23 protein-coding genes are annotated in these 26044 nt (G+C 63.0%); 10 read left to right on the plus strand and 13 right to left on the minus strand.

Features of this window, described 5'->3' with window-relative positions; genetic code table 11:
* Window position 1 precedes the first annotated feature (1 nt).
* On the plus strand, window positions 2-973 hold the full coding sequence (gene rlmB, locus ATN38_RS27695; protein ID WP_003945749.1) for a 23S rRNA (guanosine(2251)-2'-O)-methyltransferase RlmB: 972 nt from the start codon (window positions 2-4) through the stop codon (window positions 971-973).
* Between the two features lie 34 nt (window positions 974-1007).
* Here rlmB and ATN38_RS27700 read toward each other — a convergent pair whose 3' ends face one another.
* Both ATN38_RS27700 and ATN38_RS27705 read right to left on the minus strand, forming a co-directional pair.
* Window positions 1008-2789 (minus strand): ABC transporter ATP-binding protein, encoded by a 1782-nt coding sequence (locus ATN38_RS27700; RefSeq protein WP_218749109.1) that lies wholly within the window; start codon window positions 2787-2789, stop codon window positions 1008-1010.
* On the minus strand, window positions 2786-4414 hold the full coding sequence (locus ATN38_RS27705; RefSeq protein ID WP_007726874.1) for an ABC transporter ATP-binding protein: 1629 nt from the start codon (window positions 4412-4414) through the stop codon (window positions 2786-2788). The genes ATN38_RS27700 and ATN38_RS27705 overlap by 4 nt, the downstream gene beginning before the upstream one ends.
* 200 nt (window positions 4415-4614) lie before the next feature.
* Here ATN38_RS27705 and ATN38_RS27710 point away from each other — a divergent pair, with 200 nt between their 5' ends.
* Window positions 4615-5604, plus strand: coding sequence for an iron-siderophore ABC transporter substrate-binding protein (locus ATN38_RS27710; RefSeq protein ID WP_256932190.1), 990 nt, complete (start codon window positions 4615-4617; stop codon window positions 5602-5604).
* A gap of 4 nt (window positions 5605-5608) precedes the next feature.
* On the opposite strand, the gene ATN38_RS27715 is transcribed toward ATN38_RS27710, so the two are convergent.
* A complete protein-coding gene (locus tag ATN38_RS27715) occupies window positions 5609-6406 on the minus strand; it encodes an AraC family transcriptional regulator (RefSeq protein ID WP_031332820.1) in 798 nt (265 codons plus the stop codon).
* Window positions 6407-6586: 180 nt separating this feature from the next.
* Window positions 6587-7306, minus strand: a complete 720-nt coding sequence (locus ATN38_RS27720; RefSeq protein WP_003945935.1) for a hypothetical protein — start codon at window positions 7304-7306, stop codon at window positions 6587-6589.
* A gap of 365 nt (window positions 7307-7671) precedes the next feature.
* Here ATN38_RS27720 and ATN38_RS27725 point away from each other — a divergent pair, with 365 nt between their 5' ends.
* Window positions 7672-8313, plus strand: coding sequence for a hypothetical protein (locus ATN38_RS27725; protein ID WP_054187920.1), 642 nt, complete (start codon window positions 7672-7674; stop codon window positions 8311-8313).
* Window positions 8314-8401: 88 nt separating this feature from the next.
* Here the strand turns inward: ATN38_RS27725 and ATN38_RS27730 are convergent, their stop codons facing one another.
* The 7 genes from ATN38_RS27730 to ATN38_RS27760 form a co-directional block, all read right to left on the minus strand.
* The gene (locus tag ATN38_RS27730; protein ID WP_039973380.1) at window positions 8402-9094 is read right to left on the minus strand and encodes an LpqN/LpqT family lipoprotein; all 693 of its coding nucleotides are present in this window, start codon (window positions 9092-9094) and stop codon (window positions 8402-8404) included.
* 77 nt (window positions 9095-9171) lie between these two features.
* Window positions 9172-10044 (minus strand): biotin-dependent carboxyltransferase family protein, encoded by an 873-nt coding sequence (locus tag ATN38_RS27735; RefSeq protein WP_209911285.1) that lies wholly within the window; start codon window positions 10042-10044, stop codon window positions 9172-9174.
* A gap of 57 nt (window positions 10045-10101) precedes the next feature.
* Window positions 10102-10716, minus strand: a complete 615-nt coding sequence (gene pxpB / locus ATN38_RS27740) for a 5-oxoprolinase subunit PxpB (protein WP_083197630.1) — start codon at window positions 10714-10716, stop codon at window positions 10102-10104.
* Window positions 10713-11474 (minus strand): LamB/YcsF family protein, encoded by a 762-nt coding sequence (locus ATN38_RS27745; protein ID WP_209911288.1) that lies wholly within the window; start codon window positions 11472-11474, stop codon window positions 10713-10715. Before ATN38_RS27745 ends, pxpB begins: the two co-directional genes overlap by 4 nt.
* 34 nt (window positions 11475-11508) lie before the next feature.
* Entirely contained in the window at window positions 11509-12390 is an 882-nt protein-coding gene (locus ATN38_RS27750; RefSeq protein WP_209911291.1) for a metal ABC transporter permease, read from the minus strand.
* Entirely contained in the window at window positions 12387-13265 is an 879-nt protein-coding gene (locus ATN38_RS27755; protein WP_209911295.1) for a metal ABC transporter ATP-binding protein, read from the minus strand. The genes ATN38_RS27750 and ATN38_RS27755 overlap by 4 nt, the downstream gene beginning before the upstream one ends.
* 84 nt (window positions 13266-13349) lie before the next feature.
* The gene (locus ATN38_RS27760) at window positions 13350-14300 is read right to left on the minus strand and encodes a metal ABC transporter solute-binding protein, Zn/Mn family (RefSeq protein ID WP_042920537.1); all 951 of its coding nucleotides are present in this window, start codon (window positions 14298-14300) and stop codon (window positions 13350-13352) included.
* A gap of 139 nt (window positions 14301-14439) precedes the next feature.
* On the opposite strand from ATN38_RS27760, the gene ATN38_RS27765 reads away from it, so the two are divergent.
* A complete protein-coding gene (locus ATN38_RS27765) occupies window positions 14440-15528 on the plus strand; it encodes a LacI family DNA-binding transcriptional regulator (RefSeq protein WP_003945452.1) in 1089 nt (362 codons plus the stop codon).
* Window positions 15529-15531: 3 nt separating this feature from the next.
* Here the strand turns inward: ATN38_RS27765 and otsB are convergent, their stop codons facing one another.
* Both otsB and kstR read right to left on the minus strand, forming a co-directional pair.
* Window positions 15532-18072: a trehalose-phosphatase gene (gene otsB, locus ATN38_RS27770; RefSeq protein WP_003945932.1), complete on the minus strand. Its 2541-nt coding sequence runs from the start codon at window positions 18070-18072 to the stop codon at window positions 15532-15534.
* Window positions 18073-18159: 87 nt separating this feature from the next.
* The gene (kstR, locus tag ATN38_RS27775; protein WP_218749116.1) at window positions 18160-18798 is read right to left on the minus strand and encodes a cholesterol catabolism transcriptional regulator KstR; all 639 of its coding nucleotides are present in this window, start codon (window positions 18796-18798) and stop codon (window positions 18160-18162) included.
* Window positions 18799-18892: 94 nt separating this feature from the next.
* Here kstR and ATN38_RS27780 point away from each other — a divergent pair, with 94 nt between their 5' ends.
* From ATN38_RS27780 to ATN38_RS27805, 6 genes are all read left to right on the plus strand, one after another.
* Window positions 18893-21055 (plus strand): acyl-CoA dehydrogenase, encoded by a 2163-nt coding sequence (locus tag ATN38_RS27780; RefSeq protein WP_064075133.1) that lies wholly within the window; start codon window positions 18893-18895, stop codon window positions 21053-21055.
* 83 nt (window positions 21056-21138) lie between these two features.
* On the plus strand, window positions 21139-22179 hold the full coding sequence (locus tag ATN38_RS27785) for an acyl-CoA dehydrogenase family protein (RefSeq protein WP_209911302.1): 1041 nt from the start codon (window positions 21139-21141) through the stop codon (window positions 22177-22179).
* Window positions 22164-23315, plus strand: coding sequence for an acyl-CoA dehydrogenase family protein (locus ATN38_RS27790; RefSeq protein ID WP_218749118.1), 1152 nt, complete (start codon window positions 22164-22166; stop codon window positions 23313-23315). Before ATN38_RS27785 ends, ATN38_RS27790 begins: the two co-directional genes overlap by 16 nt.
* 7 nt (window positions 23316-23322) lie before the next feature.
* On the plus strand, window positions 23323-24324 hold the full coding sequence (locus ATN38_RS27795; protein ID WP_052027939.1) for a bifunctional MaoC family dehydratase N-terminal/OB-fold nucleic acid binding domain-containing protein: 1002 nt from the start codon (window positions 23323-23325) through the stop codon (window positions 24322-24324).
* Window positions 24325-24326: 2 nt separating this feature from the next.
* A complete protein-coding gene (locus ATN38_RS27800) occupies window positions 24327-24767 on the plus strand; it encodes a MaoC family dehydratase (RefSeq protein ID WP_007734018.1) in 441 nt (146 codons plus the stop codon).
* On the plus strand, window positions 24764-25933 hold the full coding sequence (locus ATN38_RS27805) for a lipid-transfer protein (protein WP_003945661.1): 1170 nt from the start codon (window positions 24764-24766) through the stop codon (window positions 25931-25933). The genes ATN38_RS27800 and ATN38_RS27805 overlap by 4 nt, the downstream gene beginning before the upstream one ends.
* The last annotated feature ends 111 nt before the right edge of the window (window positions 25934-26044 follow it).

Consider the following 26044-nt stretch of genomic DNA (forward strand, 5'->3'; position numbering starts at 1 on the left):
AATGGCTGGAAACTCGAGCAGGCGCGGCGCAGTCCGTAAGGGCGGCACCAAGAAGGGCCAGGTTGCCGGTTCCGGCGGTAAGCACCGTCGCGGTCTCGAAGGGCGTGGCGCTACGCCGCCCGCCGAGGCACGCACCAAGCATCCCGCGGCAAAGCGTGCAGCGCGCGCCGCACGTGCCGACGAGAAGCAGGGCCGCGGTGGCCGTCCGGGTCCGGGCCGCAAGGTTCTCGACGGTCCCGAGACAGTGCTCGGACGCAACCCGGTGGTCGAGTGCCTACGCGCCGGCGTTCCGGCGACTGCACTGTGGGTCGCCGTCGGCACCGAGAGCGACGATCGACTGAAGGAATCCGTTCAGCTCGCTGCGGATGCCGGCATCTCGATCCTCGAGGTCCCCCGCACCGATCTGGATCGCCTCAGCGCCAACGGTCTTCACCAGGGCATCGCCCTGCAGGTTCCGCCGTACCGCTACGCGCACCCGGACGATCTTCTGTCGGAGGCACGCAAGCATGCCGAGCCGCCGCTGCTCGTCGCGCTGGACAACATCACCGATCCCCGCAACCTGGGTGCCGTCGTGCGCTCGGTCGCAGCTTTCGGTGGACACGGCGTCGTGATTCCGGAGCGTCGTAGCGCGAGCGTGAGTGCTGTCGCTTGGCGTACCAGCGCCGGCGCTGCCGCTCGTTTGCCGATTGCTCGGGCAACCAACCTCACCCGCACGCTCAAGGACTGGGCATCGAAGGGTGTTCAGGTCGTCGGTCTCGACGCCGAGGGCGACACCACTCTCGACGATTTCGACGGCAGCGGTCCCGTTGTGATCGTGGTCGGTTCCGAGGGCAAGGGCCTTTCGCGCCTCGTCCGCGAGAACTGCGACGCGATCCTGTCGATTCCGATGGCCGGTCCGGTCGAGTCGCTCAACGCCTCGGTTGCCGCCGGAGTCGTCCTGGCGGACATCGCCCGCAGGCGTCGTAGCAGCTGAGTTGTAACGGCTTTCGGGTGAGTCTGGCGGGGTTCTAGCTCCGTACCGACCAGGCTTCCCACAGTGCAGCGTAGGAACCGTCCGCGCCGATCAGTTCGTCATGTGTCCCGCTCTCGACTACGCGGCCACCGCTCATGACGAGTATGCGATCGGCGCGGACTGCTTGGCTCAGCCGGTGTGCGATCACCACGGCGGTCCTGCCGGCGACTGCGAGCTCGGCTGCCTGATCGAGTAGACCGGCTGCGGTGGTTCCGGCTTCGGCAGTCGCCTCGTCGAGGATGACGACGGGAGGATCGAGCAGAGCCAGTCGGACGAGGGCTATGTGCTGTGCCTGCGCCGCCGTCAACTGGTACCCACCGGCCCCGACCCTGGTCTCGAGTCCGTCCGGAAGTTCATGAATCCATTGAGCTTTCATCGTGTCGACGGCTTCGGCGATCTTCGCATCGTCCGAATCTGGTGCACACAACCGGAGATCGTCGGCGATCGTCCCGACGAACACGTGAACTTCCTGGCTGACGAGGACGACTTCGTGCCGAAGTTCGGCATCACTCAGGTCGTCAATCAGTGTGCCGTCGACGGTGATTCGCCCGTCCCCGACGGGAATGATGCCGGCAATCAGTTTGGCGAGCGTGGTCTTTCCGGCGCCGCTGCTTCCGACGACGGCGATTCGTTCCCCCGGTGCGATCGAGATCGAGATCGAATCGATCACCGGGGTGGAGTTGTCGTACGAGTAGGAAACCCGGTCCACCTCGACGCCGATGGGTTCGGACCGAGCCGAGGCAGGAATGCTCGTGGGCCGCCCGGGCATCGCGGTGACTCCGATCAGGCGAGCCAGGCTGGCACCCGCATCCTGCAATTCGTCGATGTTCGAGAGAAATACCGCGATGGGGCTGAACAGACTGTGGAAGTAGAGGGCGGCGGCGGTAGCGGCCCCGATGGACACCGAGTCTGTGGTCACGAGCCAGTAGCCGACGCTCAGGACGGCGGCCAGTCCGAGCAGTTCGGCGCCGTTGAGTTGGGCGAAGAAGTTGGTGCGCAGGCGAACTGCCTGCATGTCGAAGCTGATGGCATGCTCGGAGGTCTCGGCGATTCGGTCGATGTGCTCGTCTGTTCGCCGCAGGGCAGTGACAGTGCCTGCGCCTCCGAGAGTTTCGATGAGCTGTTGTCCCCGCCTGGCCTGCGCAGCGCGAGAGCGTCGGTAGACGGGTCCGGAGCGTCGGAGGAAATGACGAAGAGCGAAATAGTGAATCGGCGCAACGGCAACGATTGCCACGGTGAAGCGCCAATCGATCACTCCCACACCGACAAGCGTCAGTGAAATCATGAACAGGGCAGACACGGTGGCGGGTAGTACTCGCGCGATGACGGTGTTTACCGCTTCGACGTCGCCCGAGACCCGGGAAATCAGATCACCGGTTCCGGCATCCTCGACCAGTGACGACGGCTGCGCGAGGGTGGCGGCGAACACGTCCTCACGAAGATCGGCCAGCACGTTCTGCGCGACGTTCGCCAGAAGCTGTGTGCTCCACCAGGTCAGCGCAACCCCTGCTGCCGCTGCGCCGAGCATGAACGCGGTGATACGCAGGAGTGAGGCAAACGGTTTGCCCTCCGTGACCGCATCGACCATGAGTCCGAGCAGTGCCGGGGTGGACAGGCCGCAGGCCGTAGCAGAGAGAAGCACGACGGTCGTGAGTGCGAGCGCTCGCTTGCGTGGCCGAAGCAGTGCGATCAATGCGCGGACGGTCTGCTTGGTCGACGCGATCGGCAGGGCAGATACAACCGGAACAGCAGATGCATCCGGAAGGGTATCGGTCACAGCGACTCTCCCTCCCGAACGCCGTGGTCGATCGTGACGACACGGTCACACGAATGGAGCAGGGTCGGGCTCGAGGTGATCACCAGAATGGCCTTGTCGGGGAAGTTTCTCAGCGAGTGTGCAATTCGATGCTCGGTGACAGAGTCCACGGAAGTGGTGGGTTCGTGGAGGACCAGGATCGGCTGGGGTTGATGGAGAGCGCGGGCGAGGAGAAGGCGTTGGCGTTGACCTCCGGAGAGTTTTTTTCCTTGCTCGCCTACCTCGGAGAGGTGGCCGTCGGGCAGATGCGTCAACACGTCGTCGAGCGCAGATGACGTCATTGCCGACGAGTCGACGTTCGGTGCAGCCAGATTGTCGAAGACGGTGCCGGTGAACACGGTTCCTTCATGGGCGGAGACGAACACCTGATCACGAACTCCGTCCGGGCCGAGGTCGGTTGCATCGGTGCCGAATACGAAGTAAGAGTCGGGGGCGAGCGGGGTCTGATAGGCGAGTTGTCGTGCCAGTCGGTCGGCGGAATCGTCAGCGCGCACACCCACCACTTCTCCGCGGCGAGCTGAGACGACGGTTCCGTTGTCCGCCGAAATCAATAGGGCGTCTTCAGTTCTGGCAGGTTCGGTCGCGGCCGTGGGGGCCAGCGATTCGATCAGGTGTGGCTCGGCCAACAGTTCGGACAGTCTGCGCGCGGAACCTCGCTTGGCAGCGAGTTCGGCACCGAAGAACCCCAGCGTTTCCATCGGACCGGCAATCACTCTGCTCAAGCCGACAACGGTGACGAAGTTGCCCACGGTGATCGTGCCTTGATGCGCCATCCACGCGGCTCCAAGCGCAACCGAAGCCAGCACCAACGCGGAGACCCCGGAATTGAGCGCGGTCAGGCTGGACATTGCTCTGACCGTCCGGATCGCTGCCTTCATCGACTCCCGGCTCGCGTTGACGTATCGCGACAGGGCGGTGGGTTCAGCCCCGAAACCCTTCAGTACCCGCAGTCCCAGCGTGAAATCCGTTGCAAGCATGCCTGCCTCGGCTGCCTTCTTCTGCTCTGCATACACGCGCTCGTCCAACGGACCGCTGATCTTGTGGATGAATATGAGCTGCGCAGCGGTGATGAGTACGACGATCAGTGCGAGCGGCCACGAAACGAAGGCAAGCGAAATCACTGCCGCGGCGAGCCCCGCAAATGCCGAGCCCTGTTCGGCGACAACCCAGGAGAAGCCCGAGACGTGTGAGGCATCCGAGGTAGAGATGGTGAGAACTTCACCGGTCGAACGCTGAGCTTTCATCCCCCTGGCATCGAGTACTCGTCTGGCAGCATTCAGTCGTAGGTCGTGTTCGCCGTAGACGAAGACCTGCGTGTTCAGGCGAACTGCGATGCGCCACGACAGAGCGAGTCCCACGAACAGAGCACACAGCACCGCAAGCCACACGAGAAGTGCTGTGCTGTCGGACTTTCCGATTGCCCGGTCGACGACGGTGCCGATCAGCACCGGGATGAGGGCTTGAGCTACCTGATACGACGCCTGCCCGGTGACGGCTGCAACCAGTCGCGGGCCGCGTCCGGAGGAGAATGATCCGACTCGGATCATCTCCATCGGACCGGAACGAGTTTCGGGCAGCGCTGACACTCGTGAAACTCCTCGCCCAGATCTGAACACTCGTTGTGCAGTTCTACGGTAGAGCCGGTGCGAGTGCGGAAAGTGCTCGCAGATGCCAAGGGCTACGCGGCAGCGGCCAGATGGAGTATCGACACCCCATTACCGGGATCGGGTCTCGATATACCTGGCTGGTCGAAACAAAGTACGTTTGCGAAGAGAGCTGACAGAAGATGAAGAGCACTACCCGAATAGTGGCTGCGTTGGCCGCGACTGCCCTGCTCGCAGGCTGCCAGAGCAGCACCGAGTCAACAGCGTCGGAGGGCACGACGCAGTTGGCCGAGGCCGGCGCGCTGCCGGTCACCGTTGATCACGCGTACGGGTCGACCACCATCGAGACCGAACCTCAGCGGATCGTGACGATCGGCTGGAACAGCCAGGATTCGGTCCTCGCACTGGGCAAGACACCCGTCGCCATGGAGTCGTTCAGTGGGGCAGGCTTGGAGAACGGCATCCTGCCGTGGGACGAAGAATTGTTGGGCGATATCGAACCCACGTTGCTCGACAGCACGTCCGGTGTGCCGTTCGAGCAGATCCTGGCGTTGGAGCCGGACGTGATCATCGCAGTGGTCTCGGGAATCACCGAAGACGACTATGCACGTCTTTCCCAGATCGCACCCACCATTCCGTTCAAGGAGACCGCATGGGCGACCACGTGGCAGGAACAGTTGTCGACCATCGGATCAGTACTCGGCCAACCGAAGCGGGCTGCCGAGCTGATCGAGGAAACTGACGATTCCATAGCCGACCTGGCTGCCGGATCCCCGAATCTGAACGGGAAAACCTTGACCTTCCTCTCGGGAAACATCGACGGCCTCACCAATTACTGCGCTGACGACGGCCGAGTCATCCTGATGTCCCAGCTCGGACTGAAGCAGTCGGCCGGAAGCGCAGAGCTGTGCGGCGACACCCAGGGGTCGGTGACTGCATCGCGCGAACAGTACAACGAACTGGACGCGGACGTGATCGTGCTCAACGACGCGAGTGGTCAGGGGCTACCCGGATTGATGGGGGACAAGTTGTTTGCCGACCTGCCGGCAGTCAAGGACGGCAGGCTGATTCAGCAGCTCGGTCTGGCGCGAGTCATGGCCTTGGCGTCACCCACGTCGCTGAGCGTCAAATATGCTTTCGCGGAACTGGTCTCGAAGATGAACGGGTTCTGACCAGTTAGGCTGACAACTCGCACGCGTCCGAGTAGTAGTTCTTCGGTGTGCGTCCGGTGACCTTGCGGAACACGCTGGTGAAGGCGCTGGGGGTTTCGTATCCGACGCGACGGCTTACCGTCGAAACAGGAACGCCCGCAGCGAGATAGGACATCGCAGCGCGGACGCGAACTTGAATTCGCCACTCGGTGAAGGACATCCCCGTGCCTTGAGAGAACACGCGGCTCAGGGTGCGGGGGCTTCCGCCGACCACGTAGGCCCAATCGGCAAGCCCGCGTTGATCGGCGGGGTCGGCGATCAGGCGGCGTGCGACGGCGAGGGCCCGGGGATCGGCGGGCATCGGTACTGCGACATCAGCCGCCTCGATGGGCGCGAGCGTGTCGAAGACTACGGATTCGGCGCGCAAGCGAGCCTCGGTAGGCATATTTCGCTGGTGCAGATGGATGAGCATCGTCTTGACGACGTCGTCGATGCCGATGATCGCGGGTTTTGTCCACGGGTGGGGGAACGACTCGGGCCGGAAATAGGTGAAACGAGCCTCGGTGGATGCGCCGAGCGTGATGCGCCGTGGAGTTCCAGCCGGAATCCACATGCCGACCGTCGGTGGTATCTGCCAACGAACGTCGTCGATGTACGCGCTCATCTCGCCGGAAGCGCCCCAGAGGAGTTCGTGTTCGGGATGGCGGATCTCACGCCACGCGCGCTTCTGATCACGCCCGATGGTGGACGTCGTCATCGAGAAGGGGAGCGGAACGTACCGGCCTGCCGGCACAGCCCAGTACGGAAATCCTGTGGAACTCATCGGTGGATCATACCGCGAATGACTTAGGTAATGCTTTCCTATTTGGTTCTTTGATGCAGGCGCGACGGAGTGTGATCGCCACAAAAGATCGAGGGTGGCACCGAGTCCGAAGACTCGATGCCACCCTCGAACACATTCCCCGACGGAGTGTTTACAGGTGGAGCAGGCGGAGCGAGTGAATCAGCTGCCGTTGGCCAGGACACCGCTGATGATGTCGGAGATGAAGCCGGCCGGGTTGTCGAGGATGGAGGATCCGGCCGAACCGGTTCCGCCCTCGCCGTCAGAAGAGCCGAAGCCCAGATCTGCCGAGCCCGATGCGGCCGCCTCGCCGGGGTTCTTGGCGCGGATCTTGGCGTAGACGCCGCTGATGTTCTGTTCGGTATTGAACGTCGAGATACCGATCGAGCTCGACATTTCCTGGTACGAGCCGATCGGTGCATCGTCGGCGACGAGGTACTGCGCCTCGATCGTCACGGTCTTGCTTCCGGTGGGTGAGATCAGCCAGCCGGTGCTGGGCACATTCACGGTTCGGGCGGCAGTGTCAACCGAAGGCGTGACGGATTCGGTCTTCTGACCGCCGATCAAGTGCCACGCGTTGACCGTTGCCGTGCCCTGGATGTACTTGAACGTGGCGGGGTAGCGGTCGACGAACTGGTCGACGTAACGCTCGGGGTGGCCTGTTGTGGAGATGACCGTGCGCACAGTGACTTTGCCGCCGGGTGCAACTTCGCCGTCGCCCACGATGCTCTTGGTGATTCGGACGTTGGAGGAGTTGACCGTTGCCGCGGACGGGTGGGTGGCATCGGCGCTCGCGGTGCCTGCGGTCATCACGAGTCCGCTGGTGGCAAGTGCAGCGATTGCGATTCCGGTGAGTGTTTTGCGCATTGAAAAACGTGACATGAAATTCTCCGTTCGAGGGGTTCACGCTGACGGCGATGGGATGACTCTTCAAAGGTTGCGCCGCGGTAACCATTGAAACCTATCGGACGCTTGCCTATGTATCAGTTCGGCAGAATTTGCGGAAAAGTCCGAATTAAGAGGACTTTTTCGGTGTCGATTGCCTGCCGTTAACTGATTGTCGACTATTTCGACGAAAAGCTGGGCGAATGTCCAGGTCGACTGTATCGTACTTCGAGAGTCGGTTTGCAACAAGTTCCAGTAATCAATGAATTCGGTTGTCCTGGAACCACACAGAGTGGAGATTGTTCGTGGCAAAGTTTGGATCCAGGAATCGTAGTCTGTCCACCGTTGGAGCTGGTTTGGGGGTGATTGCTCTTGCTGTGGGCGCAAGCGCGCTGGGTGCGGGAGTCGCGACTGCCGAGACAGCAACTTCCGGTGCCTACACATTTACTCGCACCGTGGACAATGCGTCGCCGAAGATCGGTGACACGATCACCTACACGACAGTGTCGAAGAAGAGCGGAATCGACGGGTATATCAGCAGGTTCACCGAGACGCATGCCGCATGCTTGACCTTTGTCCCGGGCTCGGCGAAGGTCACGAAGTTTCACGTTGGCGGGACGATGACCGAAACCACTGAAACGCCGGAACTGACACCCACGACGCTCGAGGTGACCAGTGCCGGCTGGATCAACAACGGCAGCAAACCGGTGACCATGAAGACCAGCTACACGGTTACTGCTTCGTGTGCGCCGGGAACCGTGTACGGAAGTGGATTGGCGGTAGGTGCCACGGTGATGGGCAACGGATTCCAGTCGAGTGCGAATTTCGCCAACTTGGGCCCGTCCATCACTGTCCGCGCCGCGGATGTGGTCGATCCGGTTGACCCGGTCGATCCCGTTGATCCGGTTGATCCCACTGGCCCCGGAACCGGTGGCGGAATCGGATCGCTCGGCTCGTTGAGTGGTGGCCTCGGTTCCCTCAGCGGCCTGTTCGGTTCGAGCTAGGCGAGAGTTGTGAAACGGCGGGCCGAGACTGTCGTAGTCTCGGCCCGCCGCGGTTGTTCGGAGATCGGGTATTCAAACCATCAGGTGCTCAGCCGAATTCGATCGAGGTGTTGATTTCTTCCACCTGGTTGGAGGTCTGCATGTTCGTCGTGTCGGTGAACTGGTTTGCAAAGCTGACCAGGTAGACCGGCGAGTTGTCGTCGGCTTGGTAAGCGACGACCGTCATGACGGCGTAGAGCGGAACGTCCAGGTTTGGGGCGGTCCAAGTTCCGGAGAGGCGGAAACCCTGCTGTCCGTCGACGTCGATCTCGGTGTACTTCACCTCGGTCCACCCGTCGAGAGTGGCGATCGTTTCACGCGCAGCGGCAAGAACCTCGTCTTTTGTTGCGGTGCCTTGATTTTCGACCGTCACCGTGGTGTTCGGCATGAAACCGCTGGGTTCCTGGCTGTTGCTGGACAATGCGTCCGTAACGCCGGCAGGGATGTTCTCGCCGTGAGTCCAGCTCGGCGGGAGGCTGACGCTGATGCTCGGCGCTTCGGGGTCGTCGCCGGTTTCGATCGTCGTCCGCTCACCGATGAACGGTGTTCCGTCCCGTAAAGTCGGCGTCGCGGCAGCGGCAGACGGCGAGGATGCAGAACTTTCGGAAGCAGTGGTCTCACTGGTGTTGGTATCACTGGAGACGGCGTCGCCGCTTTCCGAACTGCTGCATCCGGACAAGACGAGTGCAGCAGTGATCAGTGACGCTATTCCGAGAGCAAGTGTGCTGCTCTTAGGGCTCATAGTGTGACAGTCCTTCAGGTTCTGGCGACGGCCGAGCGCCGCCGGCAGCATTGCTGGCGCGGCTGAGACTATCAGCGCTACGACGGCCGAGTAGTGGCCTTGAAGGTAATGGTGCTGCCGGGCCGCAGCTGTGCCAGCGACGCAATCCCGGCGTCGGAAACGACGGCGATGACCGGGTATCCGCCGGTCACGGGATGGTCGGCGAGGGACACGACGGGCTGGCCGCCTGGTGGCACCTGGATGGATCCCGTCACGACGCCTTCGCTCGGCAATTCCCCGGTGCGTGAGCGATGCAAAGGCCCTTGGCCCTGTAGCCGGACCCCGACTCGGTTGGTGTGTTCGGTGACTTTCCACGTGGTGTGAAGGAGCGCGTGAACGGATGCGGCGGTGAACCAGGAATTTCGGGGGCCGAGCGTGATCTCGATCGGAACCGCGCCGAGTGCAGGTGCGGGCGGTGGAATCAACTCTTCGGTGGGCCACGTCCCTTCCTCGGCCCCGAGGAGGAGCAGATCGCCGGCGGCGAGCGGCGGCGGCCCGAGTCCGGAGAGCGTGTCGGTGGATCTGCTGCCGAGTACCTGCGGGACGTCGACGCCACCGCGTGCAGAGATGTACGTTCTCAACCCGGTTGTGCTGTAACCCAATTCGAGAATGCTGCCACTACCCAGATGGATGCTCGCGTAGTCAGGTGCCGGCCGTCCGTCGACGGCCAGCGGCACCCGCGCGCCTGTCGCTGCCACCGTCATCGAACCGACGGCCCGCATAGCGAAACCCCCAGCGGTGACTTCGATGGTTGCTGCTCGAAAAGTGTTGCCTACGAGTCTGTTAGCGCTGTCGTGCGAGATCATGTCGACGGCGCCGGATCTGCCGACCCCGAGAGCGCCGTAGCCTCTCCGCCCGCGGTCCTGAACTGTGGCGAGCGGGCCGGTACGCGCAACCTCGAGCCAGGCCATGAATCCATTGTCCCGCAACAGCGCGGTGAAGACACCAAAATCATGCTTGCACCAAAATCATGCACGGACAAAGGTGACTGTGGTGCCGGGTAGAAGCAGCGCCGGCGGGCGGCGCTCGGCATCCCACACCGACAGTTCCGTCGTTCCGATCAACTGCCAGCCGCCCGGGGAGCTACGCGGGTAGACGCCCGAGAACGGTCCGGCCAACCCGACTGCACCGGCCGGGACCTGCCTGCGCGGGTCCGATCGACGTGGAACTTCGAGCTTTCTCTCGTTGCTGGTCAGATACGCGAAGCCGGGGGCGAAACCGATGAACGCGACGGTCCACGACGCAGACGTGTGAGCATCGATCACACCGTCGACCCCGAGTCCGGTCAGCTTGCCCACCTCTACGAGATCGGGGCCGTCGTAGCGGACCGGAATCTCGACAGCAGACCCGCTCTCGTCTGCTGTGAGTTCGATCGGTACGGCCCCACGTACCCATTTCTCCACCAGTTGGTGCGCGGTGATCGTGTTGTCGTACTCGATCAAGATGGTTCGCGCCGCGGGAATCAGGTCGATCACGCCGGGGATCCGACTGGCGTCGAGAGCCCTGAAGTTGCCCAGCACGCTCGGCAGTTCGTCGTACTCGACGAGGACTGCGGATTCACCGGCGGGCAGGATCGTGATCATGTGAACGGCGTGATCTCGACGTCGGAAGATTCGAGGAGAGCACGGATTGCCACGGCCATGTCGACGGCTGCCGGACTGTCACCGTGCACGCACACCGATGCGGCAGCGACTTTCAACGTGCTCCCGTCGACTGCGTCCAACTCGCCGTCGACGACCATTCGCCGAACCCGTTCTGCAACAAGCGTCGGGTCGTGCAGAACGGCGCCCGACTCGGTGCGGGGGACCAGGGTGCCTTCCGCCGTGTACGCACGATCGGCAAAAGCCTCGGCGACCGCGTCGAGACCGGCCTCGCGCGCCTCTTCCAGAAACACCGAACCAGGTAGTCCGAGAACAGGTAGCGAACTGTCATAGGCAACGACGGCGGCGACCACGGCCCGCGCCTGCCGTCGGTGATGGACTATTGCGTTGTAGAGCGCGCCGTGGGGTTTGACGTACGTGACCCGCGATCCGGCGACACGAGCCAAACCGTCGAGTGCCCCTATTTGATAAATGACGTCGGCGGTGAGGTCCTTCGGGGACACGTCGATGAAGCGTCTGCCGAAACCGGCGAGGTCTCGGTACCCCACCTGCGCGCCGATCCGGACGCCGCGGGCGGCGGCGGATTCGCAAGTCGCCAACAGCGTTGTCGGGTCGCCGGCATGGAATCCGCAGGCGATGTTCGCGCTGGTGACAAGTTCGAGCATGGCGTCGTCGTCGCCCAGGGTCCAGGCTCCGAAGCCCTCGCCGAGGTCGCTGTTCAGATCAACGCTGTAGCCCATACCTCGATTCTAGGTAGGTATGGGCTCTCGGTGTTCAGGCCTGCGCCGGAATCCGTCCGGCATTCTTGCGACGTGCGGATCCGAAGAGTCGGCATATCAGGTAGATCACGAACGAGACCGAGGTGACGAAACTCGAGACGGGAACGCCGGGGGCCAGCGAGAGAAGGATGCCGCCGACGGCTGCCAGTTCGGCGAACACGACGGAGAGGATCGTGGCCTTGAGTGGGCTTGCCGTGACGTACGCGGCGGCCGCTGCGGGGGTGATCAGCAGCGACATCACCAGCAGAGCACCGACGATCTGTACGCCGAGTGCTGCGGTGATGCCGACCAACACTGCGAACACGATCGACAGTGCCCGGACCGGAACACCGCGAGCTGCAGCAACTTCGGGGTCGGTGCTTGCGAACAGCAAAGGGCGGTAGATGAATCCGAGTGTGCCGATCACGATGACCGCGCACAGCAGCAGAAGTTCGAGACCACTGTTTCCCGGCGCCACGATCTGTCCGACCAACAACGAGAAGCTGGTTCCCGTGCGACCGTCGTACGCCCAGAGGAACAACACCGACAGGCCGAGGCCGAAAGCCATGATCACGCCGATCACCGAATCTCGGTCGCGCGCTTTGGCTCCGAGCAGTCCGAACAGCACTGCCGCGACCACGGATCCGACGATGGCACCGAAGCCGACGCCCACACCGACGAGAAGTGCGGCGGATGCGCCCGTCAGTGACAGCTCACTCGTTCCGTGCACCGAGAACGACATCTGACGGCTCACGATCAGCGGCCCGATGATGCCGGCCAACAATCCGAGGATGGCACCGGCAATCAACGCCTGTTGGACGAAGTCGTACTGCAGTAGGTCGACGGTGGCGGACACGTCGAACATCCGCGACATCGCGTCGGTGAACTTGTTACTCACTGGTGGTGATCCTCATCAGAATGGTGAACGCCTTCTCCCGGGCGTAGTCCGCCTGCGCTGCCGAGCGCGTCGATGGCGTCTCCGGTGCCGATCACGACGAGGCGGCCACGAACCTGCAACACTTCAACGTCGGTGTTGTACAGATCCGAGAGAACCTCGGACGTCATCACTTCGGCCGGCGTCCCGATCCGGAATTTACCGTCCACCAGATAGAGCACTCGATCCACCAACGGCAGGATCGGATTGATCTCGTGCGTCACGAACAGCACCGCGGTGTCATGGCTGCGCCGCCGCTTGTCGATCAGCGTCGAGACCAGGTGCTGGTTGGCGAGGTCGAGGCTGAGCAGCGGCTCGTCGCACAACAGTATCCGCGGGTCGCCGACCAAAGCCTGTGCGATCCGCAGTCGCTGCTGCTCACCGCCGGACATGGAACCGATGGGAGCGTCGGCGAACGACTGGGCGCTGACCTGTGCGATGGCGTCGTCGACGATCTTGCGGCGACGACCCCGACGCAGTAGGCCCGTACCCCACTGGTGACCGTCGACGCCGAGGCCGACCAGGTCGCGGCCGCGGAGCGGGAGGCCGTCGTCGATCGATTTCTGCTGCGGGATGTACCCGACGTGTGAGTTCCCGGCCCGTGCCGGCGTGCCGACGATCTGTGCACTACCGCCGCTGAGTTGTAGTTGGCCCAGCAGAATCTTCAGGAGCGAGGTCTTGCCCGACCCGTTCGGCCCGAGTACGGCGATGAACTCACCTGGCTGTACCTCGAGATCGAGCCCGTCCCACAATGTGCGGGCGCCGAAGGACAATCGAGCGTCCTTCAGCGTCACAGCGGGCACGGAGGCCTCTGAAGGCGCGGAATTACCAGAAGGCACGGTGTTACCAGGGGGCACAGGAGTATTCGCGGAAGTTTCTGTCACAAGCCGATCGGTTCTTCTCGGAAATGGTGGGGCAAATAATTACTGGGCAGAGAGGGCGTTTGCGAGCGACTCCGCGGTCTGCGTCTGCCACTGAATGTAGTCCAGGCCCTCGGGGAGAGTCTCCGTAACCTCGACGACGGGCACGCCGGCGGTTTCGGCTGTGGTGCGCATGTCCTGGGTCACTTTGTCCTGCGTCTGGATGTTGTAGACCAGTGCGCGGGCCTGCTTCTCCGAGAGGAGCTGGCGCGTTGCGGCGATTGCGGCCGGTGAAGGATCGTTGCCGTCTTCGATGGCACTGGTGAACTCTTCGGGAGTTGCGTCCTTCAGTTCAGCTGCGACCAGGAGGTAGTGCGCGATCGGCTCGGTCTGCGCCACCGGTGCGCCTGCGTGGGCAGCGGCGATGGAATCGGTGATCGCTGTGACGCCGGCGAGCTTCTGGCTGTATGCCTTCGCGTTGTCCTCGTAGGTCGCCGCGTTGTCCGGATCGAGAGCGCTCAGCTGATCGGCCACCGAATGTGCGACGGCGTCGACGGTCGGGATGTCGAACCAGACGTGTTCGTTGACTGCGCCGTGGGTGTGACCGTCATGCGATTCGCCCGCGGTTTCGCCGGCGTGGATGCCGCCGTCGAGCAGGTTGTAGGCGTTGACCGTCTTCTGCTCGCCCTTGCCTGCGTCGAGGACGTCGGTGATGAACTGGTCGTAGCCGCCACCGTTGTAGACGACGAGCGATGCGTCGGTGATCTTGGCGGCATCGGCGGGAGTCGCTTCGAACGAGTGCGGGTCCGCGGACGGCTCGTTGATGATCGACGTCACGGTCAGCTTGTCGCCGGCGACGGCCTGCGCGACGTCGCCCCACACGTTCGTCGATGCGACGACGGTGATGCCGTCGTCCTTCGAGGAGGTTGAGCTGCACGCGGTGAGCGCGAATGCTGCGGCGACCGAGACGGCCGCGAGGGCGGTGGCGGTGCGGAATTTCGACGACGAACGCACGTGCTTTTCTCCTGAACAAAGGCTGGGCTAAATGCTATTGGAAACCGTTACCGTTACACATTAGCGCATAGTCGCTGGTAGTTCACCTTCGGTTCAGCCCCAACGCGCCGTCTGCGGGCACTACGGCTAACGTCCGTTTATGCCCCGGTCCCGTCAGCCACGCCGTCAAGCCACTTTGGCGTCGCTTGCCGCCGAGCTCAATGTGTCGAGAACTACAGTCTCGAACGCGTACAACCGACCCGATCAGCTCTCCGTCGAGCTGCGGGATCGAGTGCTCCAAGCGGCCAAGCGACGCGGATACCCCGGACCTGATCCGGTCGCCCGCTCCTTGCGAACTCGCAAAGCCGGCGCCGTCGGTCTCCTGCTCACCGAAGCACTCAGTTATTCGTTCCGTGACCCGGCCGCCATGAGCTTCCTGGCCGGTCTCTCGGAATCATGTGAGGACGCCGGCCAGGGCTTGCTGCTCATTCCGGCCGGGCCCGGGCGCGACGAGGTGGATGCTGCGGCCGTGGTCCAGCAGGCGGGCGTCGACGGCTTTGTCGTCTACTCCGTGGCCGACGACGACCCGTATCTTGCCGCCGTGCTCGAGCGTCACATTCCGATCGTCGTCTGCGACCAGCCCCGCGAGATTCCCGGTGCATCCCTCGTGGGCATCGACGACCGCGCTGCCATGCGCAAGGTCGCCGACTACCTCATCGGTCTCGGACACCGTGACATCGGCGTGCTCTGCATGAGGCTGGGGCGCGACCGGATGGACGGCGTCGTCAGCCAGGAACGACTCAAGTCCCCACACTTCCACGTCCAGCGTGAGCGGATCGAAGGAGTGCGCGACGCGATGGTGGCGGCCGACATGGACCCACTCTCACTCACCGTGATCGAGCGGTACGTCCACACATCGCAGTCCGGGCACTCGGCGGCGGCGGAAGCTCTCGCGACCAACCCCGAGATCACCGCACTGGTCTGCACCACCGACGTGCTGGCTCTCGGCGCCTTGGACTGGGCGCGCTGGCAGGGCATCGATGTACCTGGCCAACTGTCGATCACCGGATTCGACGGCGTCGACGAGGCGCTGCGCGAATCACTGACAACGGTGCGCCAGCCCCAGGAAGAGAAGGGCCGGCGCGCCGGTGCGCTCCTGATGTCGCCGTCTGGATCCGGCGTTCCGATAGTCGAGATGCTCGACACTGAACTACTGGCCGGGCGAACATCAGGTCGGATCAAGGGGTAGCGCTCACGCCAGGAGTTGGGCGCAGCGCAACAATCCCAGATGGCTGTACGCCTGGGGATGGTTGCCCAGCGAGCGTTCCGCGATGGGGTCGTACTCCTCCGCGAGTAGTCCGGTAGGACCCGCTGCCGCGACCAACTGATCGAACAGTGCCTCTGCTTGCAGGCGTTGCCCGATCAGCAGGTAGGCCTCGACGAGCCAGGCGGCGCAGAGGTGGAACCCACCTTCGATGCCGGGCAGACCGTCGTCGTGATGGTATCGGTATACCGTTGAGCCGCTGCGTAGTTCAGCCTCGGTGGCTACGACGGTCGCTGCAAAGCGCGGATCCGTCGGATCGATCAGCCCCGACAGTCCGATGTGCAGAGTCGCCGCGTCGAGATCGGTACCGTCGTAGGCTGCGGTGTACGACTGGACGTCGTCCTTCCAGCCTTTGTGTCGTACTTCGTCGGCGATCTGGTCACGCAGTTCCGCCCACTCGGGCAGGGCCTCGCGAGAAAAGCGGGTCGCAAGATCGACGGCGCGGTCGACGGTGACCCAGCCCATAACCTTGGAATAGACGTGGTGGCGCGGGTTGTCGCGAATTTCCCAGATGCCGTGATCGGGTTCGAACCAGCGCCGCTGCACTGCTTCGACCATGGCGCACACCAGTTCCCAGTCGCGGTCGCTCAAAGGATCGGGATCACCGGCCTTTTCGCGTGCATTCGCCAGTTCGACGATGAGCTCGACGATCGGGCCGAACACGTCCAGTTGAACCTGCTGATTCGCGGCGTTTCCGACGCGGACCGGCCGGGAGCCGGCGTATCCGGGAAGTGAATCGATGACGGCCTCTGGCGGTAGCGAAGTCCCGTAGAGCGTGTAGAGGGGGTGCAGGCGCTCGGGTCCCGGCAGTGTTTCGAGCACGCGGTGGACCCAGTCCAGGTAGTTCTCGGCCTCGTCGGTGGATCCGACGCTCACGAGAGCTGTTGCGGTGAGGGCGGCGTCGCGCAACCAGCAATAGCGGTAGTCCCAGTTGCGGACTCCGCCGATCTCCTCCGGCAGGGACGTCGTCGCGGCAGCCATGATGGAACCGGAATCGGCGTGGACCAGCCCGCGCAAGGTCAGTGCAGAGCGTTTCATCAAGTCCGGCTTCAGCTTCGGGAGTTCGAGCGTCTTGGCCCAATCGGACCAGTAGGCCTCCGAGGTCGCTCGACGCTCCAGCTCCGGAACGTCGGAAGGGCCGATTTCTTCTGTTCCGCAGCGCAATTCGAGGACGACGTCACCCTTGGACGGCTCGACGATGGCGTGGGCGGTCTGCTGGTTTCCGTCGGTGGCGATGTTCCACAGCACACCGGGGGAGCGGAGCACGTACGGCTCGTTGGTGCCGAGGACCCGAATGCCCTCGTCGACGACCTCGAGCGTGACCTGACCCTGGCCGAACTCGGGACGGGGTGCAAACGAGACGATCGCGTCGGCCTGACCGGAAATGATGCGGGTCAGGTCGGTTCGTCCCTGTGGGACGTCGTGGGGGAGGTAGTCGGTGACGGACAGGCTCGCCCAGCGGGTCTGAACTGTCATCGTGCTGTCGATGTACTTCTGGCTCAGTGGTAAGGCTGTGCGTCGAGGCCCGACCGAGAAGTGGCCGGCCCCGGTTCCGCCGAGAAGGTGTGCGAAGACGGCCGCTGAATCCGGTTCCGGGTGACACAACCAGGTCAGCGTCGCATCCGGGGTCACCAAAGCGACGGTGCGCGGACTGGCGAGCATCGAGAGTCGCTCGATGGGCGGAGCGTCGGCGCCGGAAAGCCACGTACGACGCTCGTCGAGCAGGAACGCCAGAGCGGCAGCGACGTCCTCGGTGCTGTCGACGCGATAGTCGGCGACGGTGTCCCCGCTGCCGACCTTGATTCCGATGTCCGGCCCCTGAAGCCTGCTGAACGCCTTTTCGTCGGTCACGTCGTCGCCGATGAATACGGCAGCGGTTGCGCCGTCCTGATGGCGAATCAAGTCGAGTGCGTGCCCCTTGTCGGTGGCGATGACAGCCAACTCGACCACTGATTTGCCCTCGGTGACCTGAACGCCTGGCCAGAGTGCCGATTCGGTGCGGACGGCGATGAGCGCCTTCTCGGCGTCGTCGGCACTGGTGTTGCGTACGTGCAGTGCAACGCTGGCGGGCTTCTTCTCCACCGTTGCCCCAGGGGTGTCGGCGGCGATTCGGCCCAACTCGGTGACGATCTCGTCGAGCAGTTTCCTGGCGTCGGCGTCGATCGCGTGAACGAATCCGATGTCGAACTCGGAGCCGTGGCTGCCGACCAATTGCACTTCGGCGGGAAGTCGGGACAGCGCAGCCAGATCCTTGAGGGCGCGGCCCGAGATCACGGCAGCCGTCGTCGACGCGAGGCTGGCGAGAGAGCGAAGCGCACGCACCGTTTCCGCCCGGGGATACGCCTTGTCCGGGTTGGCGACGATGGGTGCCATCGTCCCGTCGTAGTCGGAGGCTACGAGCAGACGCGGCGTGCGTGCCACGCCTGACAGCGCTCGGCGGAGTTCGATGGACAGATCTTGTGCGCTCACCTCTTCAAATCTAGGTGATGCAGCGACTCCTGGCTCGATACGTTTCCGGCCGATCAGTGCAAAAATGACAGATGCGACAAAGGATGTCTATTCGGGTTTCCGAGTTCCGTCACCGAGCAGCAGTTCAACCGTCAATTCCAGTCGATTGGCGACATCGGTAGCCGAAGAGCGTCGCGTGAGCCATGCCACCAAATTGGACAGCCACACATCGGAGATCACGCGCGCGATCGCCAACTGCTCTTCGGTTGGCTCCTCTTCGGTCATCGCTCGTGCGAAGAGGCGGTCCATCAACTGGCCCACCTGATCGACCTCGGCCGCTGCGGAGGCGTCGGCGAACATGAACGCGCGAGTCATCGCTTCGGTGAGGAGCGGATCGCGCTGCATCGCGCGGGTGATGAGGCTGAGGATCAGCTGCATCCGCTCGAGCGGACTGGTTCCAGGCGGGATCTTGCCCTTGGAATCGATCTTCTCGAATTCGCGTGCCAGGGCGGACACCAGTAGGTGAACCTTGGACGGGAAGTAGCGATAGAGCGTTCCGACTGCGACGTCGGCACGCTCGGCCACGGCGCGCATCTGAACAGCCTCGTAGCCCCCCTTGGACGCCAAGGCGAGTGTTGCGTCGAGAATCCGCTTGCGGCGTTCACGTTGCGCGTTGGAGCTGAGATCGTCGTCCCCGAGCGTTGCAGAAGCAACCGTGTTGGAGCGGGATCGGGATGTTGTGGTCATCGACAAATTCCTTCGCGCCTTGACTCTTGGCCAGGTGTCATATTAGAACACGTTCTAAACAATTGTGTCACTTATCGAGAGGCGGGAACCAGTTGTGACAATCGCCACGACCGATGAACAGCGGGCGGTCCAGGAATCGATAGAGGCCTGGGCTCGCTCGGCCACGCCGATGGACATGGTACGCCGTGGACCAGCAGTTTCGTGGCGGGAGAAATGGTCCGAGTTCGCGTCTCTCGGGATATTTTCGGTCGCCGTTCCCGAAGCGGTAGGCGGAGCCGGGGCCGAAATCGTCGATCTCGCAGCAATGCTCGAGCAGGCGGCAATCGAACTCGTGCCGGGTCCTGTTCTCACGACTGCACTCGCAGCTCTGGTGGTGGGGCGTAGTTCGTCGCCCGCTGCCAAGCGATGGTCCGAAACGCTCGCCGACGGTGCGCTGCCGTGTGCCGTCGTATTGGACGAAAGTCCAGTTGCGGCAACGGCGAATGCGTCCGGCGGCATCGAGCTTCATGGCGAAGGAGGTTACGCCTGGGGCGGCGATTCGGGCGTATCGGTACTCGTGTCGGCGGGCGTGGTGTCCGAAGACGAAGGCTCGCGTGTCGTCTGGGCTCTCGTCGACGGAGACAGTGAAGGCGTGACCTACGAAGCGGTCGACACGATCGACAAGTCGCGACCACTCGCGCGAGTCTCCTTCGATCGAGTGACGGTCGACGCCGACCGAATCCTCGATGACATTGCGCCAGGATCGGTTTCCGACCTAGCGGCGGTACTTGGGGCTGCCGAAGCTGCCGGAATTGCGGCGTGGAGCCTGCGTACTGCGGTGGAGTACGCGAAGATTCGCGAACAATTCGGAAAGCCCATCGGCTCGTTCCAGGCGATCAAACACATCTGCGCCGAAATGCTGTGTCGCGTAGAGAATGCCGGAGCCGTCGCCTGGGATGGTGCGGTCGCTGCCGAGTCGGGCGACGAACTTCCGATCGCCGCAGCAGTGGCCGCCGCGGTGTCGCTGGATGCCGCTGTCGACACGGCAAAGGACTGCATTCAAGTGCTCGGCGGCATCGGATTCACCTGGGAGCACGAGGCGCACTTCTACCTTCGTCGAGCACTGTCGCTCCGGCAGATTCTGGGCGGATCGTCTCATTGGCGCGCACGCGTCGCGGAATTGACGATCGGCGGCGCACGGCGTCATCTTCAGATCGACTTGAGCGAGCTCGAATCCGACCGGTCCGAAATTCGCGAAGAGGTAGCGCAATTGGTGGCGCTGCCCGAATCCGAGCAGCGCAACGCGTTGGCCGAATCGGGCTACCTTGCACCGCACTGGCCCAAGCCGTACGGCCGGGGCGCCAAGGCCGCGCAACAGATTCTGATCGAAGAGGAATTGGCGGCCGTCGGTATCGGCCGACCCGATCTGGTGATCGGCTGGTGGGCAGTGCCGACCATCCTCGAGCACGGCAGTGCGGAGCAGATCGAAAGATTTGCGACTCCGACGCTCAAGGGCGAGATCACCTGGTGCCAGCTCTTCAGTGAACCCGGCGCAGGTTCGGATCTTGCGGCACTGCGCACGACCGCGGAAAAGGTCGACGGCGGTTGGAAGCTGAACGGCCAGAAAGTCTGGACTTCGCTTGCGCGTGAAGCTGACTGGGCCATCTGCCTCGCCAGGACCGATCGCGAGGTTCCCAAACACAAGGGCATCACGTACTTCCTTCTCGACATGAAGACGGCTGGGATTCGGATCTCGCCGCTGCGCGAGATCACCGGAGATGCCCTGTTCAACGAAGTCTTCCTCGACGACGTCTTCGTCCCGGACGAGTGCGTCGTCGGCCAGCTCGGTGGAGGCTGGAAACTGGCCCGAACGACCCTCGCCAACGAGCGGGTCGCAATGAGCGGTGGCTCTTCGCTCGGCGGTGCGATGGAGGAATTGCTCGAGCTGGCCGGCGACCCCGATCCTGTGGTGGCAGACAAGCTCGGTGGGCTGATCGGAACCGCCATGGTGGGCTCACTGCTGGAATTGCGCACGACACTGCGGCAATTGGACGGTCAGGATCCGGGTCCGGCGTCGAGCGTCCGCAAGCTGGTGGGCGTGCGCCAGCGTCAGAATGTCGCGGAGTTCGCCATGGAATTGGGTGGTACTGCCGGGTGGGTGGAGGGCCCGCTTTCGCGTGAGTTCCTCAACACGCGATGCCTGTCGATTGCCGGCGGAACCACGCAGATTCTGTTGACCGTCGCCGCGGAGAGAATTCTGGGCCTGCCCCGTGATTAGACGGCGTGAGTAGAGGCCTTTAGAAATGTCCACGTTGGTGATACAACTAGAACACGTTCTACATCAGAGACAGGATTGCCAGCGTGGACTTCACTCCCGATGAAACCCAGGAAGCGGTAGCCGAGGTGGCAACCGCGCTCCTTGCCCGCGAACTGGAGCCGGACGCGCTCTGGGCGGCATTCGCCGATGCCGACCTGCTCACGTTGGCCCTGCCCGAGCGTCTGGGCGGCGAGGGACTCTCCGTCGCCGACGTCGGTTCTCTCCTCGTCGAGGTCGGCCGGGCCGCCGCTCCAATTCCGGCTCTCGCAACCCTCGGCTTCGGTGTACTCCCCATAGTCGCTCTGGGGACCGACGCTCAACAGGACGAATTGCTCACCGGAGTCGGCGCCGGACGGGTGTTCACCGCGGCGCTCGGTGAGCCGGGTCAGCAGTTCCCGGCACAGCCGTCGACCACCGCCCATCAGTCGGGCGACTGGTATCGCGTCAGCGGGACGGTGCTTGCCGTGCCTTTCGCGGCGAGCGCACACAGAATCCTTGTGCCCACCGACGCCGGAGTCGTTCTCGTCGATCCGACCGCCGCCGGCGTCGCATTGACGCCGACTCCCAGTGCGTCCGGCAGTCCGGAGTTCGCAGTCACCCTGGACGAGGCCGTCGGTGAACTTCTCGGTGCCGGCGAGGAAGCCGTCCAGACGCTGTACCGGATCGCCACGGCAAGCATCGGAGCCGTTGCAGACGGTTTGGTGTCCGGCGCCGTCGATCTCACTGCGGCACATGTCGGCTCGCGTGAGCAATTCGGTAAGCCGCTCGCCACGTTCCAGGCAGTCTCACAACAGATAGCCGACGCGTACGTCACCTCCCGGACCCTTCATGTCGCGGCGTTGTCGGCGTCCTGGCGCGTGTCGGAGGGCCTGGACGCCCAGTCGGACCTCGACGTCATGGCGTACTGGATCGCCCAAGAAGTGCCTGCCACGATGCAGGTGCTTCACCACCTGCACGGCGGTCTGGGCGTCGACGTCACGTATCCACTTCATCGTTACTACTCGACTGCAAAAGACCTGGCACGCCTGCTCGGCGGTGCTTCGCAGCGACTCGACCTCGTGGGGGCCCGGTGTTCATCGATCTGACCGACAGTCAGCGCGCATTGCAAGCTGAACTTCGACGCTACTTCTCGACGCTGATCTCGCCCGAAGAGGCCAAGATCATGCGCGTGGAGCGGCATGGCCCTGCCTATCGCGAGGTCATTCGTCGTATGGGCAAGGACGGCTGGCTCGGCGTCGGCTGGCCGGTGGAGTTCGGCGGACGTGGGTTCGGTGAAGTCGAGCAGCAGATTTTTGTCAACGAGGCTGTGCGGGCGGATGTCCCACTGCCTTCGGTGACGTTGCAGACCGTCGGTCCGACCCTGCAGAAGTACGGCAGCGAGGAGCAGAAGCAGAAATTCCTGCCCGCGATCCTCGCCGGTGAAGTGCACTTCGCGATCGGCTACACCGAACCGGAAGCCGGCACCGACCTTGCAGCATTGCGCACTTCGGCGGCACGAAATGGTGACGAGTACGTCGTCAACGGCCAGAAGATTTTCACCACCGGCGGGCATGACGCCGATTACGTGTGGCTCGCCGTGCGGACAGGGTCTGCCGATTCACGGCACCGCGGCATCTCCATCCTGATCATGGATACCAAAGATCCCGGCTACACTTGGACCCCGATCATCACCTGCGACGGTGCGCATCACGTCAACGCCACCTACTACGAGGACGTTCGCGTTCCGGCGAACATGCTTGTGGGTGAGGAGAATCAGGGCTGGCGCTTGATCACGACGCAGCTCAACCACGAACGCGTCATGCTCGGTCCGGCAGGTCGTGTCGCAGGGATTTACGACCACGTCTTCGATTGGGCCAAGCGTGAAAACCTGCTTGATCACGTTGACGTACGGCGCGCGCTCGGCGAAATTCATGCGACGTACCGCCTCAACGAACTGCTCAACTGGCAAGTGGCGTCGAGTGATTCGGATTCGGTGGATATCGCCGACGCTTCGGCAACCAAAGTGTTTGCGACCGAGCGTATCCAGCGGGTCGGTCGACTCGCGGAAGAGATCGTCGGGCGGTACGGAAATCCGATCGATCCCGAAACTGCTGATCTCATGGAGTGGCTCGACATGCAGATCAAGCGCAACCTGGTGATCACCTTCGGCGGTGGAGTCAACGAGGTGATGCGCGAATTGATCGCCACCGCCGGCCTGAAGCTTCCTCGCGTTCCGAGATAGGAAACAAATCGTGTCAGATCCCATTCTCACTGCTGCCGAGCGGGTTCGAGAGGACGGGCCAAGCGCTCCTCGCGCCGGCCGGGACCCCGTGAACCTGCCGATGATCCGCAACTGGGTCGAGGCGATCGGTGACGAGAACCCGATCTACGTCGACGAATCGGCTGCCCGCGCCGCCGGACACGACGGAATAGTCGCACCGCCGGCGATGGCGCAGGTATGGACGATGCGCGGTCTGGGGGCAATTCGAGAAGCCGACGATCCGTTGGGACGGATGACGGACATTCTCGACGAGGCCGGATTCACGTCCGTCGTCGCGACCAACTGCGATCAGATCTACCACCGCTACTTGAAGCCGGGTGAAGAAGTCACCATCTCCTCGGTGTTGGAAGACGTTGTGGGACCCAAGAAGACAGGTCTTGGTGAAGGATGGTTCTTCACTACTCGCAGCTTCTGGCGGGTCGGCGAAGAACTGGTCTCGGAGATGATGTTCCGGATCTTGAAGTTCGCGCCGCCAGTCAGCGAGAGTTCCTCCACTGACGTGCCTGCGGACCTGGACGCATCTCGAATGCTGCGTCCGACAGCATCCCTCGACACGCAGTTCTTCTGGGACGGTGTCGCCGCACACGAGTTGCGTATTCAACTGCGTGCGGACGGTTCGGTACAGCACCCGCCGGTGCCCGCGATCTGGAAACACAAGTCGGAGCAGACCGACTACGTGGTGGCGTCAGGTCGGGGAACGGTCTTCAGCTTTGTCGTTCACCACGCCCCCAAGGTTCCTGGTCGGTCGTTGCCGTTCGTCGTGGCCCTGGTCGAACTGCCCGAGGGTGTGCGGATGCTCGGCGAATTGCGCGGTATCGATCCGTCGAGTGTGTCGATCGGGATGGAGGTGGAGGCGATCTACCTCGACTTCCCCGGAGACGAAGAGACCGGGGGAACTCCCTGGACTCTGTACGCCTGGCAGCCGGTTTCTGTGTCTGCGGTGTCTGCGGTTTCTGCGGTGAAGGAGTGACGATGACTTCGACGACGGATATCACTGTGGGAGAGGTTCTTCCGCAGCTCTCGATTTACGGCGACCCGACGTTTGTGGTCTCGGCGGCGCTCGCTACCCGCGATTTTCAAGATGTTCACCACGACCGCGATCTCGCACAGAAACGCGGCTCGAAGGACATCTTCGTCAACATCCTCACCGACACCGGCTTGGTGCAGCGATTCGTGACCGATTGGGCAGGACCGCGGGCTGTACTCACGTCGATCAAACTTCGCCTCGGAGTCCCCTGGTACGCCTACGACACCTTGACGCTCTCCGGAACGGTGACCTCCTACGACGAGGATCTCGTATCGCTTGCGGTGGTCGGCAAGAACAGTCTGGGAGATCACATCACCGCACAGGTCACACTGGCATTTCCGGCGTCGGGCTCGAATGGAGACATTGAAAACGGAGACATTGAATGAGCGCATTGTCCGGCAAGGCAGCGATCGTCGGAATCGGAGCCACGGATTTCTCGAAGGACTCCGGTCGCAGTGAACTGCGACTGGCCGCCGAAGCTGTTCAAGCCGCGTTGGACGACGCCGGTCTGACACCCGCCGACGTCGACGGTCTTACCTCGTTCACCATGGACACCAACACCGAAGTGGCAGTAGCTCGTTCGGTGGGGATTCCGAACCTCAAGTTCTTCAGCCGCATTCACTACGGAGGCGGTGCCGCTGCGGCGACGATTCAGCAGGCCGCCATGGCTGTTGCCACCGGCGTCGCAGACGTCGTCGTCGCTTACCGCGCGTTCAACGAGCGATCGGGTGCCCGTTTCGGGCAGGTGAACTCCGGCCTTGTGGCGCAGGTCAATTCGTCGGGCACGGATAACGCTTTTTCCTATCCTCACGGATTGGGTACTCCTGCATCGTTTGTCGCGATGGTCGCGCAGCGATACATGCACGTATACGGAGCGTCCAGCGAGGACTTCGGTCGAATCGCCGTCGCCGACCGTAAGCATGCAGCCACCAATCCGAAGGCGTTCTTCTACGGGAAACCGATTACCCTCGAGGACCATCAGAACTCGCGATTCATCGCTGAACCTTTGCATCTCCTCGATTGCTGCCAGGAATCCGACGGCGGCATCGCGATCGTCGTCACCTCGGCAGAACGAGCCAAAGATCTGAAGAACACCCCCGCCGTTATCGCTGCCGCCGCACAGGGCAGCGGGGCAGATCAATACATCATGACCAGCTATTACCGCGACGGTTTGACCGGCTTACCGGAGATGGGCCTTGTCGGCGATCAGCTCTGGTCACAAAGTGGGCTGCGCCCGTCGGACATGCAGACGGCGATCTTCTACGACCACTTCACGCCCTATGTTCTGATGCAGCTCGAGGAACTCGGTTTCTGCGGTAGGGGAGAGGCCAAGGACTTCATCGCCGGTGGCGCAATCGAACTCGGAGGCAAGCTTCCGATCAACACCCATGGTGGACAGCTCGGCGAGGCATACATTCACGGGATGAACGGTATCGCCGAGGGTGTTCGGCAGATCCGCGGTACTTCGGTCAACCAGGTCGACTCCGTCGAGAATGTACTGGTGACTGCGGGAACGGGCGTTCCGACATCGGGGCTTGTGCTGACTCGCTGATTATCGTGGGCACAGCTTCATCAAGCGTCACGGCCGGTTGGCACCGCATCGGGGTCTCCTTCGATGCGGTGCTCGGTCCGTGTTCTGTTGTCGCCAAAGAGGTTTGACCTC

This window comes from Rhodococcus sp. FH8 (assembly GCF_019266085.1).
In the GTDB taxonomy this organism is placed as follows: domain Bacteria; phylum Actinomycetota; class Actinomycetes; order Mycobacteriales; family Mycobacteriaceae; genus Rhodococcus_F; species Rhodococcus_F qingshengii.

Bases quoted from the DNA above. Each gene is read 5' to 3' on its own strand.
- rlmB (WP_003945749.1), top strand. From the start codon at position 2: ATGGCTGGAAACTCGAGCAGGCGCGGCGCAGTCCGTAAGGGCGGCACC.
- ATN38_RS27710 (WP_256932190.1), top strand. From the start codon at position 4,615: ATGAAGAGCACTACCCGAATAGTGGCTGCGTTGGCCGCGACTGCCCTG.
- ATN38_RS27715 (WP_031332820.1), bottom strand. From the start codon at position 6,406: ATGAGTTCCACAGGATTTCCGTACTGGGCTGTGCCGGCAGGCCGGTAC.
- ATN38_RS27720 (WP_003945935.1), bottom strand. From the start codon at position 7,306: ATGTCACGTTTTTCAATGCGCAAAACACTCACCGGAATCGCAATCGCT.
- ATN38_RS27730 (WP_039973380.1), bottom strand. From the start codon at position 9,094: ATGAGCCCTAAGAGCAGCACACTTGCTCTCGGAATAGCGTCACTGATC.
- ATN38_RS27735 (WP_209911285.1), bottom strand. From the start codon at position 10,044: ATGGCCTGGCTCGAGGTTGCGCGTACCGGCCCGCTCGCCACAGTTCAG.
- pxpB (WP_083197630.1), bottom strand. From the start codon at position 10,716: ATGATCACGATCCTGCCCGCCGGTGAATCCGCAGTCCTCGTCGAGTAC.
- ATN38_RS27745 (WP_209911288.1), bottom strand. From the start codon at position 11,474: ATGGGCTACAGCGTTGATCTGAACAGCGACCTCGGCGAGGGCTTCGGA.
- ATN38_RS27765 (WP_003945452.1), top strand. From the start codon at position 14,440: ATGCCCCGGTCCCGTCAGCCACGCCGTCAAGCCACTTTGGCGTCGCTT.
- kstR (WP_218749116.1), bottom strand. From the start codon at position 18,798: ATGACCACAACATCCCGATCCCGCTCCAACACGGTTGCTTCTGCAACG.
- ATN38_RS27800 (WP_007734018.1), top strand. From the start codon at position 24,327: ATGACTTCGACGACGGATATCACTGTGGGAGAGGTTCTTCCGCAGCTC.
- ATN38_RS27805 (WP_003945661.1), top strand. From the start codon at position 24,764: ATGAGCGCATTGTCCGGCAAGGCAGCGATCGTCGGAATCGGAGCCACG.